Genomic DNA, 12,663 nt, shown 5'->3' with positions numbered 1-12,663 from the left:
CTCACTCTTTCCATCCATCCACAATATCAGCCCATTGTTGCAACATATCTCTGCGCTGTTCCATATATTTCGCATGATTGTATGATGCTCTTGTTTTGTTTTGATCCGCATGAGCTAATTGTTTCTCAATCCAATCTTCATCAAAATCTTTCTCATTTAAGATTGTTGACGCTGTAGCTCTAAAATCATGAGCCGTAACTGTATTAAGTCCCATATTTTTAAGAGCAACATTTAATGTTGAATTGCCAATCACTCCATCATTGTGACCATAAACACTAGGAAATACATACTCTTTATTGCCAGATTCTATAAATTGTATTTTTAATAAATCAAATAACTGATTAGACATTGGCACTAAGTGTAATCGATTTTTCTTGGTTGTTCTCTCTTGATTGTTACTTCTGGTTGAAATTGGGAAATTAATGATTTTTAGACCAAAATCAACATAACTCCATTTCATACGACGAATCTCAATCGAGCGCAACATCGTGTAAGCCATGGTTAGTAGTGCATTTCTAACAGTATTAGAGCCTTTAAACGTATCTAAACCAGATCTAAAAAGTTTTTGCTCTTGTATTGTTAATGGTCTTGCATGTTCAATTTCTGGGCGAGCAATAGCACCTCGTACAGCATATGTTGGGTCATTATCAGCCCTTAGTGTTGCGATTGCATAACGCATCACAGCACCAATGAATTTCTGGTTATTTAATGCAGTAACTTCTCCGCTTCCTCTTTTCCCAGTTTCTCTAACGCGTTTAACTGTGGATCTAATAATATGCAGAATATCAGCAGAAGTTATATCTTTTACATTTTTATCGCCAATAACAGGGAAAACATCAAACTCTAAAGCTTTTTTAAATTTGCTAATATACCCGCTTGATCTATCAATCAAGATTTCCGTAATATATTCATTAGCAACCAACTCAAATGTATTTGCACTTAAATGTTGAGCTTCAATTTTTTCTTGCTTCCGATTTTGAGATGGATTAATACTATTATCGAGAAGAAGTCTTGCTTGATCACGAGCTTTACGAGCATCAGCTAAACCCACAATAGGGTATTCACCAAGACTTAACATTGAGGCTTTATTATTAAACCGGTAACGGTAACGCCATAATTTAGTTCCGCTAGGTCGAACCTCAATGCAAAGTCCATTGTGATCAGCTACCCTATAAGCCTTATCACGAGGTTTAAGGCTTTTAATTTTGGTATCGGTCAACATATGTGAGTAATCTTAATAAAATAATGACTAATTGGGGGATACTCACAATTGTACTCACAAATAATGATTTTGCACAATCTGCTTATATTTGTTTTAATTTGATAAGGCATTGATTTAAAATATTATGTGTGTTTTTAAATTTTTTTAGATTTGTAAAGATTTTAAAAATAATGTTTTCGGATGATAAAAATTATTATATCGCAGTTTTACCAGTGAATCATCAACTAAGTTTAAAGAAAGTTGCACAAGTATTTGGATGTAAAAAATTACATATGGCAGACCCCAAAATTGCAGAACGCTTAACAGGGTATTTAGTAGGTGGGATTAGTCCAATTGGTCAAAAAAAGAGATTAAAAACAGTAATTTGTATTAGTGCAGAATCACTTGAAAAGGTATATGTAAGTGGTGGAAAACGTGGATTGGATGTTGGTTTAAATCCGCTCGATTTAGCTAAGTTATTTGGTGTTAAATTTGCTGATATTATCGATGATATATAACTAAAATTTTAAAAAGGAAATTTGATTTTTTAGCCATTATCCAAAATAAATTGATGTAAATTAGATCGCTTTTAGTTAGGAATTTGAAATTATAAATAAGAGAAAATTATGAGCATTAGTCCAGTTTAAATTATGCTAAACATAGGTTTAGTTTGCGATAAAGCTGAGTAATGAAATAAGAATAAAATTCTATCAAATATTAATTTTCAGATTAGATCTAATAAAAGGAGACAAACAATTCAAATGAGCTATATATTGATAAATATAAAAATCAAATAAAAAGCAACAAAAATAATACGATTAAATTATGTTAATTATATAACATAATTTTACATGAATGTTTAATAATTCACATAAATTAAATTATTCTAAATATTATTTAAATTACGATTAAAAGGAAGTCTTCTTATGACGAAGTTTTTTATTACTACAGCAGTAGTGATTTCATTTACAAGTCTGGCATATGCAGATAACGGTATTTATACTTCATTAAAGGCGGGCGTAAGTGACACTACGTATAAGAATAGTACAGATGAAATTGTTTCAAGACTATTTAATAATGACAAACAAAGTAAATCAATTTATCCAACAATTTCGGTTGCTGTGGGATATGATTTTAGTTCACTTAGCCCAGTGAATCTTAGAACTGAATTAGAATATTCTTATAAAGGAAGTACTACTTTTAACCCGAATATTTCTACGATTACAGATTTAGATATTGGTGGAGTTGCTACGGAAAATTTTAAGTCATTATTTTTAAATGAATTAAGTAGCCATTCGTTAATGTTAAATAGTTATTATGATTTTAAAAATCAATCAAAATTGACGCCATACATCGGTATGGGAGTTGGGGTAACAAGAATTAAGAATGAACAACGTTTATTTTTTATGGGAGTAAAGTCAAATTCAGAAGCAAATTCCGATAATCATTTTACTTGGTCAGCTACAGCGGGCATTGCCTATGAAGTCACAAAAAAAGTAGCCTTAGATTTGAGTTACCGTTATGTTGATTCTGGTAAATTTGAGTTTAAAAATACTCTTGATAATAAACTCATTAAAACCAAGGTTGATTTAAATGCTAACGAATATTTATTAGGTGTACGTTATAATTTCTAAAAAACTATTTTACTTGTGTTGATATCTATCACATATAAACTCCAGTATATTTGCTAAGGAGTTTATATGCTGTATATTTAATCTATTGATTGATTTGTTGTAACCGTTGTTATTTTGGAAGTTCTTTGAGTATATTTATCATAATATTGTGCTAATAAGCATATAAGAATTATCATGATAAATAAAATAATTTTTCGCTGAATCATCATTTTTACTTCAACATATATAAAATTGTTAAAGAAAAGATATAAGAAATTTAAAATCTAATCTAATATAGAAAAATCTAGTACCTATCTAATTTTGAGATATGTTAACATTTAAACAATGTAATTATTTAATTAAAATAGTTGAAGAAGGCAGCTTTATTGCTGCATCTGAAAAACTATTTATTGCTCAATCAGCATTAAGTAGACAAATAAAAAATTTAGAAGAAGAGCTAGGCTTTGATATTTTTGACCGAACAGAGAAACGAATAAAGTTAACAGCTGCTGGGACTTCATTGTATAAAAGTGTTAAAAGTCACCTTGAAAATTTTCAACATTCAATTGAATTGGCAAAACGTATTAGTCGAGGGGAAGATAGAATAGTTAAAGTTGCTCATTCGAGTAGTATTATTTTAGATGATCGAAAATTACATCTTTTAGATCAATTATGTGAAAAGTCTAAAATCAATATCGAAATTAATACATTATCTTCTGAAGCTCAAATTGAGGCAGTGCTTAGTGGAGATATTGATTTTGGTTTTATTAGATCACCTGTTTATCATACATTGGATGAAGTAAATTCAATAACCTTATATAAAACATCATTATATGTAGCAGTTTCTACTGCTGATTCATATTTTTTAGATAAAATAATCTTAAATATTTCAGATTTAAAGGATAGCTTTTTTGTTTCTACTCCTCATTTGAATCGTGGTGGCTTGAGTTATTTAGCATCTAACCTTTGTATAGCAAATGGTTTTTTTCAAAAAAAGTCTAAAATTTCATCTAGAAAACTATCTCAATTGAATTTAGTATCGAATGGTTTAGGGGTTTGTATTGTACCAGAAGAATTTTCAGCCATTCTACCAGAAAATGTTAAACTCATTCCGATCAATGACAAAAATGCGCAATCAGAAGTCAAATTAATTTGGAAAAAAGAACATGATGCTATTATTGAGGCATGTGTACAAGAAATATTATATTTTTATCAAATTAATACCTAAAATAAGCGGAGAGGAATCATCTCTAAATATTCTTTTTACAGAAATTATACTGTTTAGATGAAATAGAGAAAATATTATTATTGAATTTGAGGAATGAGAAAGAAATTTAAGCTAAGTGAAGTAAATTGAAAGAATAGAATAGCAGTGTCTCAAAAATTCCCGTGGTGATACCAAATAAAATTAAAAATAGATTAGATTAATTAAATAATGATTTGATCTGTGATAATGCTAATATTTTCAATGGATGAGTATAAACATAAAAATAGCCTAAGTATTTTTTATTCAAGAATAAAATCATATAGAATAAACCGCAAAGATTAAATTTATTGGCTAAAATAGCCTAAGTATAATTTTAATTTAGAACCCAATAACACTATTAGGTAAATCCATGATACTACACTATGAATATCACGAAATAAATCAAACAACTCCTATTGTTTTTATACATGGACTTTTTGGTAGCTTGAGTAATCTTGGTATGTTGGCACGTGCATTTACCGAATCGCATAGTACATTACAAATAGATGTTCGTAATCATGGAAAGTCTGCTCATTCTTCAGAAATGAATTATGAATTAATGGCACAAGATATTTTGGATACGATTGATTCTTTAAATATTAAAAATTTCATTGTAATTGGTCATTCTATGGGGGGGAAAATTGCAATGAAACTCAGTGAGATTTCACATAACCGCCTAGAAAAATTAATTATTTTAGATATGTCACCTTTTGAATATTTAGATAGTCATCACACTCATATTTTTAAAGCACTTTTTGCAGTGCAGCATGCACATATTGAAACACGCTCACAGGCGATTTCTATAATGAAAGATTATATTCAGGAAGATACGGTCATTCAATTCTTATTGAAATCATTTTACAAAGGTAAATGGCTATTTAATGTAGAAGCAATTTATCAAAATTATTCAAAAATCTTGTCTTGGAATAAAATTTTTACCAATACTGCAACATTATTTATTCGAGGTGGTTACTCACCTTATATTTCTACAGACGCTCATATTGATTCAATTGCAGCACAATTTTCAAATGCAGAGCTCGTTACGATTGATCAAGCAGGGCATTGGTTACATGCTGAAAAAACGACGGAAGTCGTTTTAAAAATTAAGGAATTTATAAAGTAATTTACACTAAAACTTAAAATAAAAATCTATTCAAGAAGAATAGATTTTTATTTGAGAGAAATATTAAAATCGGAACAGCTTAGAGTAAATATTCCCAAATGATATAGCCGAGCCCAAATCCAATAAATGAATAAAGGGTTATAATCATGAAGACAAAACTGGCTTTATTTTTCGTTTTAAAATAACTCATCTTCACTCCTACGGATAAATTTAACATATCACTATTATCTGAGTATTCTTAAACAGATGATAGGTACAAAAGAATCTTAAATAAATATAACAGATGATTATATTTATAAGCTCTGTTATATTTTAATAATATAGAATTAAAATAGAAAAACCGATGATTTTAAACTTATATTGAGAGAAAAAGCAGGGTTTTTATATGTTTTATCAATATTAATCAAATATATACTATTTTTTTTGGTGCACATTCGCTTGGTGAATACACTCAATTAAATTTTCTAATGCATGTTGATAAGATTCACTTAATTCAAAAGAGCAATTAATTCGAATATGATGAGGGATTTTTTCAGATCGATAGAATAATCCGCCTGGTGCAATGCTTATATTTTGTTTTAACATTTGATGATAAATTTGATTACCATCGATATGTTTAGCAAGACTGATCCAAAGAAAATAACCAGATGGGTAGTAATGAACTTTGCAGTGATCTGGTAAATGTTTGATTAAATAATGATAATATTGAAGTTTTAAACGTTTTAACGTGTTGCGTAAGGTTTTGAGATGTTTTTCATAATGTCGGTGTGAAAGATAATCTGCCAGTGCATTTTGAATAAATGAATTAACCGATAGTGTGCTCATGAGTTGTAAATGTTGAATATTTTCTGAATATTTTCCTGCGTAAACCCAGCCGACACGAAAGCCAGCACCTAACGTTTTGGAAAATGATGAACAATGAAGAACTAAATTTTGTTGATCAAAATATTTCATTGATAATGGTTTTTTATGGTCAAAATATAATTCTTCATAAACATCATCTTCAATCAAATAAATTTGATGTTCGTGTAGTAGCTTTGCCAATTCTAACTTAAGTTCATCGCTGACAGTAAATCCAATTGGATTGTGGCTATTTAACATGAATAAACAGACTTTAATGGGGTAACTTCGTATCGCATTTTTAAATGCAGCGATATCTAAACCATATTCAGGATGCTCTGGAATTGTAATTACTTTTAAGCCTAAGTGTTCTGCTGCCTGCCATGCACCATAAAAAATAGTTTCTTGTAAAAGAATATAATCACCAGGTTTTGTTAGCGTTTGCAATGATAAATTGAGTGCATCTAAACCGCCTGAAGTAATCACAATGTCAGATGGGTCTGTTGGAATTCCTTGCATACAGTAACGCTGCGCAATAAGCTTTCTCAGTTCAAAATTTCCTGGAGGGAGGCTCGGCATTTGCTCATAACTTAAACGATATTTTGCACGCTGCGCTAAGGTTTGAATTAATTTGGGAGAATAGAGCAATTGACTATTAGGGAAAGCGATGCCAAAAGGGATGATTTGTTCAGATTGAATCGATTTCAAATAACGAAAAACTGTCGAGTTAATTTCTATTTTTTCATTCAGAATAACAGTTTTTGATATATTTAAGGTATTGGGATCTTCTGCAATATAATAGCCCAGCTTTTCTTTAGAATAAATTAATCCTTGAGCTTCTAATTCTTGATATGCATTCATTACGGTGATTAAACTAAATCCTGATGTCTCAGCTTGTTGGCGCAGAGATGGTAACTTTTCATTCGGTTTCCATACACCACTTTCAATAAGATGTTTAAGGCTGAGCGCGAGCTGTTCTGATTTATACATAGAAATATTGCTCAAATTAATTCGCAAAGGAACTATAGATCGTAAGTATCGATCCATAGTTTTATTTTTTACATATTTAAAGGATAACAATCACTTTAAAGTTAAAATTTAATTGAATGATGAATAGTGTAACTTATGGGTAGGCAAAATACAGCATTAGTCGAAATATGCCTGCAATAATAGCTAAACCAATAAAACCGAATAACCATAAAGCAATAAACCAAAGTGTAGAATTCATTTTAAAAATCAATCGATTCATAAGAGATATGCCATCGCCCTAAGATATATGATTACTTTTCAATGATAGCCCTCATCACCAATTCGGACTTTGTCACGAAAAACCCAATATGATAAAAAGGTATAAATGATAATAATTGGAATTAAAATTAGTGCACCAACTACGGTGAATTTTAAACTTGATTCAGGTGCTGCCGCTTGCCAAATGCTGACTGAAGGTGGAATGATATTCGGCCATAAACTGATGATAAATCCTGTAAATGCTAAAAAGACCAGTGCTAAACTATAAATAAAGGGTTTAATGTCATTTTTATGTTTGCAAGCATTTAAAATCAGGATAGAAAACATAATGACCAAAAGTGGGACAGGGCTGAAATAAATTAAATGAGGTAATGAGAACCAGCGTAAAGCAATTTCGGGGTGAGTGAGTGGAGTATATAAACTTACACCTAAAAAAATAAGAATTAATGTGACTAAGAGTTTAGGCATGAGCTTGTACATAAATGATTGTAGATTGGATTCAGTTTTTAGAATTAACCAACCACAACCTAAAGTCGCATACATAATCACCACCCCTAAGCCTGAAAATATTGAGAATGGTGTCAACCAGTCCCATGTGTGACCACTGTAAATGCCATGTGTTGTTTCAATACCCTGAATATAAGCACCTAAAATTAAACCTTGAAAGAAGCTAGCGAATATTGAGCCCCATATAAAAGCATAATCCCATAAATATTTGGTCCGCTTTGCTTTAAATCGAAACTCGAATGCAACACCGCGAAAAATGAGGGCAATGACCATGAATGTGATGGGTAAATATAGAGCGGATAATACGGTAGAGTAGACCAACGGAAATGCTGCATATAAACCTGCACCGCCTAATACCATCCATGTTTCATTGCCATCCCAAACAGGTGCGACGGTATTCATCATGACATCGCGTTCATGTTGATCTGGAATGAAAGGAAAAAGAATTCCAATGCCTAAATCAAAACCATCTAAAATGACATAAATCAGGACACCTAAACCTATGATACCAATCCAAATAAGCACTAAATCAATCATGCTGCTTCTCCTTATTTTGATTGATCTCTGATATTTTCTGCGGTTGCTCTAGGGCATCAAACTCATCGTCTAGCGCACTAAGTGGGCGTAAAGGTGTTTTAAAATGTCCAGGTCCAACTTTTTCATGCATTACATTTTCTAAGAATATTGGTCCAGTTTTAATTAATTTCAGCATGTAGTAAATTCCACTGCCAAATACCAGAATATAGACCAAAACAAAAATAATTAAGCTTAAACCCACTTGATTTGCACTAACGGTATGGGATAGTCCATCTTGAGTTCGCATGACACCATAGACCACCCAAGGTTGACGACCCACTTCGGTGGTTACCCAACCAGCCAGTAGCGCAATATAACCCGTTGGTCCCATCAACATGGCAAATTTATGAAACCATGATGATTCATATAATCGATGTTTTTTACGTAGCCATAATGCTGTCAGTGAAAGAAGTACCATGAGTATGCCTAAGCCAACCATGACGCGAAAGCTCCAAAAAACAATGGGTACATATGGACGGTCTTCTCGTGCGAAGTCTTTTAATCCAGTAACTTGACCATCCATGCTATGTGTTAGAATTAAGCTTCCAAGATTAGGGATACCCACTTCGAGATAATTACGTTCATCTTTCATATCTGGCAGTGCAAATAATAATAATGGCATACCATGGTCATGATTCGTACTCCAATGTCCTTCAATGGCTGCTAATTTAGCAGGCTGGTACTGTAAAGTATTTAAACCATGATGATCGCCAATAACAACTTGTAAACAGGAGGTAATTAAAACCATCCAAAGACCCATCGAAAATGATTTCTTAACTAATTCATCACGACGTCCTTTCAATAAATGCCATGCAGATGCACCAACAACCAGCAGTGATGAAACCAGAAATGCGGCAGTTGCCATGTGAGCAAAGCGATAAGGAAAGGATGGATTAAAGACAATAGCCCACCAATCAATAGGTACAATGATGCCATTTTCAATTGAAAAACCTTGCGGTGTCTGCATCCAACTATTCGATGATAAAATCCAAAACATGGAAATACAGGTACCAATTGCAACCATTAATGTCGCAAAGAAGTGGGCTTTTGCACTCACGCGGCCCCAGCCAAAAAGCATAATTCCTAAGAATCCAGCTTCTAAGAAAAATGCACTGAGTACTTCATAGGTTAGTAAAGGACCAGTGACAGAACCTGCAATACGTGAAAATTCACTCCAATTGGTGCCAAATTGGTAGCTCATAACAACACCGGAAACAACCCCCATGCCAAAAGCAACTGCAAAAATTTTAATCCAGTATTTAAATAAATCTTTGTAAATAGGTTGCTGAGTACGGAGCCACTTCCATTCGAGTAAAGCTAAAAAACAGGCTAAACCAATAGATGTAGCAGGAAATATAATGTGAAAAGAAACAGTAAAGGCAAACTGTATACGAGCGAGTTCTAATGCCGCTATACCAAGACTCATAATATTTTCCATCCATGAACTGAATGTTGAATATCTGATTTTTTATCTCGAGGCAAAATGAAATAGAGAGATGAATTTATAGATTGTTTCATAAAAACTACCTACTTAAAAATAAACGATACGATCTTGATCTATAATTTAGGTCTTAAGTAGGTACAAAAGGTTAAACAAAAAAATATAACAGAACGTATATTAAGAATATTCTGTTATATTTTTTTTCTGCTTTATTGTCACTACTTATTCATTTTAAATCAGGTGAAAATTCTTATTATGAAAGGATTATAATTTTGATGGTGATATGGTGTTTATAACAGAGAAATTAAATATAATTTCAGAAATTGTAGAGACACAAAAAATTTCAGAACAACTGCAATATTTGCTTGAACAACATTATGTCAATTTAGAAGCAACTTTATTGCGTGCAAAAGTATTACGTGAGTTTTCGACGGCTAAAGTTCAATATATTGTGCAATCACCAATACAAAATAAACAACTGAATATTGCTTTTTTATTTGCGCCGTTCATTTTGGCAAATTTAAATAAAACTGTTATTTATCAGAGTAAAGCAACTTCATCTGTGTTAAATATATTGAATCACTATTATCAAGTTGAACAAAAACAGAATTTAAAAGTAGATGAAGTTTTATCTGCATTAAATATTTTTTTAGATTTAAGTCAAACTGATTTGAGTGATATAGATTTTCTTTACTTTTCACTCATTAAAGCATTATGTCGGGCAGATGTATCACAGATTTTTTTAATCACAGATTTAAATATAAATTTAGATAGATTACATGATTTAGCACAGTTTTTTAAAGTGAGAATTCATATTATTGAAACCAATTCACAAGATAAGATGATTGATATTAGTCAACTTAATATGCGTAAACTTGTTTTTAAAAATAAAGATGATGAATATGTTGCTTTATGTGAACAGTTTTCTCAGCTTAATGCCAAACTATTATGGTGTGATCATAGTTATAGTCAGGAACAAGCGATTCATTTAGTCGAAGATATGTTTTATACAGAACATATTTACGAAAAGCTTTCTGTTTATGCGGAATATATGCAAACTAGACTTCAACATAATAAAGCCCTTACACATGCTGCTTTTTTACCCTAATTAATTTGTTTATTTTTAAATAAATTACATAATATTTGAGTTAAATTATATTAAGTTTTTAAGGTATATAAATGGCAATTACTCAGCTTCAATCAATTCAGAAAATGGTTATTCAAATCATCATAATTCTGTTGATTTGGGCTTTTGCATATTTTTTACAAAAGATATTTTTATTACCAATTGCCTCAGGAATACTTGGTTTTTTTATACTATTTTTTTTATTTGAAGTTAAATGGTTAAAATTAGAATCTGTAGCATATGGTGGCGATATGTTACTTAGCAATTTATTATTATTCTTTATTCCTCCTGTTGTTGGTGTGATTCAGTACCAAGCGTTACTCATGCAAAGTGGTTGGAAAATTTTAGCTGTTATTATCATTAGTACCGCGTTAGTTATGATGGTTTCGGTCTGGATTGTAAAAATATTCTTAAAAGAGGATGATTTTCAATGATAAATATTTGGGGAATATTTTATTTAATTTGGACAATCTTGTGTTATTTATTTGCCCAAAAATTATATATTCGTACACAAAAAATATATTTCTCGCCAATTATTATCGTACCACTTTTGAGTATTGCTTTAATTTTCACATTAAAACATGAATTTGTAGATTATTATTATTATACACAATATTTGGTTGCAATGTTAGGCCCTATTATGGTGGCATTTGCGATTCCTGTTTTCCGTTATCGAGACATTATAAAAAAACATTATAAGCTTTTAATCATCAGTTCAAGTATATCAATGTTAGTGGGTGTTTTAAGTAGTTGGGGATTAGCAAGCATATTCGATTTTGATGATATTGTGACAAATAGTTTATTATCACGTTCTATTTCCATTCCATTTGCACTTGTTTTGACAGAGAAATTAGGTGGATCTATAAACTTAATCCCATTATTTACTGTAATTACAGGACTCGTTGGAATGTTATTAGGGGATCTACTTTTAATGTGGATGAGATATAAAAATCGAATAGCATATGGTGCAGCCTTTGGAAATGGTGCACACGCAATGGGAATTGCGAGAGCAAGACAACATCATGAACTAGAGGGGGTTATTGCAAGCCTGACTATGATTATTTCAGGAGTTATTATGGTTTTATTTGCCCCGAGCTTAATTTTGTTAATAAAATACTTATGCTATACAAAAATTTAAAAATGGTTTATTGATGAGATGCCTTAAATTTAAGTAAAAATTTGAGTATGAGGTCTTTGCTTTTCCATATTTGTGAGTCTTTAGCATGGATATCAATGAAAGTTTTAATAGTACAAACTTTAAGTAGAGCTTTTAATTGATGGAATAGTTAGATGAAAATGTTTATTAAGAAACAACTAATTTATATTAGAGTGGTAATGAATTAGAGTTATTACCTGAAGACCATGCAGTTTGGGAAGTTGCTATAAGTGAAGCAGGGATGGTGATATCCGTAACTACATTAATATGAACTTTAGATGCTTACCTCCACCTTATTTAGAAATTAATTAGGGATGTTATTAGTTGGAATAGAGCCTGTAAATTATTTTGTGTAAGTTCGATTTTTTATAAATGATCTTTTAATCGATCATCGAACTGAATCGTAAACCAATTCATCGCTAAACGCCAATTTTGAATTGGCATTGTCCATTTCTTAGCAGCATTGGTTGTTGCTAAGTAAATGACTTTCTTTACTGAATCATCAGAAGAGAAGATCTTTCGCTTCTTGGTTGAATGGCGGATCACGCTATTCAACGATTCAATCGCATTTGTTGTATAAATCGCA

General features: G+C 31.3%; 13 protein-coding genes and 1 pseudogene. 7 read left to right on the top strand and 7 right to left on the bottom strand.

Features of this window, described 5'->3' with window-relative positions:
• Position 1: 1 nt before the first annotated feature.
• Entirely contained in the window at positions 2–1,222 is a 1,221-nt protein-coding gene (locus B9T31_RS16910) for a tyrosine-type recombinase/integrase (protein ID WP_086183103.1), read from the bottom strand.
• Positions 1,223–1,389: 167 nt separating this feature from the next.
• Between B9T31_RS16910 and B9T31_RS16905 the strand changes: the two are divergent.
• The 4 genes and pseudogenes from B9T31_RS16905 to B9T31_RS16890 form a co-directional block, all read left to right on the top strand.
• Positions 1,390–1,719 (top strand): annotated as a pseudogene (locus B9T31_RS16905) (aminoacyl-tRNA deacylase); the annotation flags it as partial.
• Between the two features lie 408 nt (positions 1,720–2,127).
• Entirely contained in the window at positions 2,128–2,835 is a 708-nt protein-coding gene (locus B9T31_RS16900; protein ID WP_086183101.1) for an outer membrane protein, read from the top strand.
• A gap of 307 nt (positions 2,836–3,142) precedes the next feature.
• Complete coding sequence (locus B9T31_RS16895) at positions 3,143–4,042, top strand: LysR family transcriptional regulator (protein ID WP_086183100.1); 900 nt, start codon at positions 3,143–3,145, stop codon at positions 4,040–4,042.
• A 388-nt stretch (positions 4,043–4,430) separates the two neighbouring features.
• Positions 4,431–5,183, top strand: coding sequence for an alpha/beta fold hydrolase (locus B9T31_RS16890; RefSeq protein WP_086183099.1), 753 nt, complete (start codon positions 4,431–4,433; stop codon positions 5,181–5,183).
• Positions 5,184–5,262: 79 nt separating this feature from the next.
• On the opposite strand, the gene B9T31_RS17865 is transcribed toward B9T31_RS16890, so the two are convergent.
• From B9T31_RS17865 to B9T31_RS16865, 5 genes are all read right to left on the bottom strand, one after another.
• Positions 5,263–5,373 (bottom strand): hypothetical protein, encoded by a 111-nt coding sequence (locus tag B9T31_RS17865; RefSeq protein WP_086183098.1) that lies wholly within the window; start codon positions 5,371–5,373, stop codon positions 5,263–5,265.
• Positions 5,374–5,597: 224 nt separating this feature from the next.
• Entirely contained in the window at positions 5,598–7,013 is a 1,416-nt protein-coding gene (locus tag B9T31_RS16880; RefSeq protein ID WP_086183097.1) for a PLP-dependent aminotransferase family protein, read from the bottom strand.
• Between the two features lie 133 nt (positions 7,014–7,146).
• On the bottom strand, positions 7,147–7,251 hold the full coding sequence (locus tag B9T31_RS16875) for a DUF2474 domain-containing protein (protein ID WP_228146081.1): 105 nt from the start codon (positions 7,249–7,251) through the stop codon (positions 7,147–7,149).
• A gap of 59 nt (positions 7,252–7,310) precedes the next feature.
• Positions 7,311–8,315 (bottom strand): cytochrome d ubiquinol oxidase subunit II, encoded by a 1,005-nt coding sequence (cydB, locus tag B9T31_RS16870; protein ID WP_086183095.1) that lies wholly within the window; start codon positions 8,313–8,315, stop codon positions 7,311–7,313.
• Positions 8,308–9,780, bottom strand: a complete 1,473-nt coding sequence (locus B9T31_RS16865) for a cytochrome ubiquinol oxidase subunit I (protein WP_086183094.1) — start codon at positions 9,778–9,780, stop codon at positions 8,308–8,310. Before B9T31_RS16865 ends, cydB begins: the two co-directional genes overlap by 8 nt.
• Before the next feature lie 301 nt (positions 9,781–10,081).
• Between B9T31_RS16865 and B9T31_RS16860 the strand changes: the two genes are divergently transcribed.
• The 3 genes from B9T31_RS16860 (at position 10,082) to B9T31_RS16850 (ending at position 12,059) form a co-directional block, all read left to right on the top strand.
• Positions 10,082–10,903, top strand: coding sequence for a hypothetical protein (locus tag B9T31_RS16860; protein ID WP_086183121.1), 822 nt, complete (start codon positions 10,082–10,084; stop codon positions 10,901–10,903).
• 71 nt (positions 10,904–10,974) lie between these two features.
• Positions 10,975–11,355, top strand: a complete 381-nt coding sequence (locus tag B9T31_RS16855; protein ID WP_086183093.1) for a CidA/LrgA family protein — start codon at positions 10,975–10,977, stop codon at positions 11,353–11,355.
• On the top strand, positions 11,352–12,059 hold the full coding sequence (locus B9T31_RS16850; protein ID WP_086183092.1) for an LrgB family protein: 708 nt from the start codon (positions 11,352–11,354) through the stop codon (positions 12,057–12,059). The genes B9T31_RS16855 and B9T31_RS16850 overlap by 4 nt, the downstream gene beginning before the upstream one ends.
• A 384-nt stretch (positions 12,060–12,443) precedes the next feature.
• Here B9T31_RS16850 and B9T31_RS16845 read toward each other — a convergent pair.
• Positions 12,444–12,663 (bottom strand): transposase (locus B9T31_RS16845; protein ID WP_139840942.1); only part of this gene is annotated, 220 nt, incomplete at its 5' end.

It is taken from the genome of Acinetobacter sp. ANC 4558 (assembly GCF_002135375.1).
Lineage (GTDB): Bacteria > Pseudomonadota > Gammaproteobacteria > Pseudomonadales > Moraxellaceae > Acinetobacter.
The sequence above is the reverse complement of the archived record's forward strand: the minus strand, read 5'-3'. Positions and strand labels throughout refer to the sequence as shown.

Coding starts and splice junctions, on each gene's coding strand:
- B9T31_RS16910 (WP_086183103.1), bottom strand. CDS start 1,222: ATGTTGACCGATACCAAAATTAAAAGCCTTAAACCTCGTGATAAGGCT.
- B9T31_RS16900 (WP_086183101.1), top strand. CDS start 2,128: ATGACGAAGTTTTTTATTACTACAGCAGTAGTGATTTCATTTACAAGT.
- B9T31_RS16895 (WP_086183100.1), top strand. CDS start 3,143: ATGTTAACATTTAAACAATGTAATTATTTAATTAAAATAGTTGAAGAA.
- B9T31_RS16890 (WP_086183099.1), top strand. CDS start 4,431: ATGATACTACACTATGAATATCACGAAATAAATCAAACAACTCCTATT.
- B9T31_RS17865 (WP_086183098.1), bottom strand. CDS start 5,373: ATGAGTTATTTTAAAACGAAAAATAAAGCCAGTTTTGTCTTCATGATT.
- B9T31_RS16880 (WP_086183097.1), bottom strand. CDS start 7,013: ATGTATAAATCAGAACAGCTCGCGCTCAGCCTTAAACATCTTATTGAA.
- B9T31_RS16875 (WP_228146081.1), bottom strand. CDS start 7,251: ATGAATTCTACACTTTGGTTTATTGCTTTATGGTTATTCGGTTTTATT.
- cydB (WP_086183095.1), bottom strand. CDS start 8,315: ATGATTGATTTAGTGCTTATTTGGATTGGTATCATAGGTTTAGGTGTC.
- B9T31_RS16865 (WP_086183094.1), bottom strand. CDS start 9,780: ATGAGTCTTGGTATAGCGGCATTAGAACTCGCTCGTATACAGTTTGCC.
- B9T31_RS16855 (WP_086183093.1), top strand. CDS start 10,975: ATGGCAATTACTCAGCTTCAATCAATTCAGAAAATGGTTATTCAAATC.
- B9T31_RS16850 (WP_086183092.1), top strand. CDS start 11,352: ATGATAAATATTTGGGGAATATTTTATTTAATTTGGACAATCTTGTGT.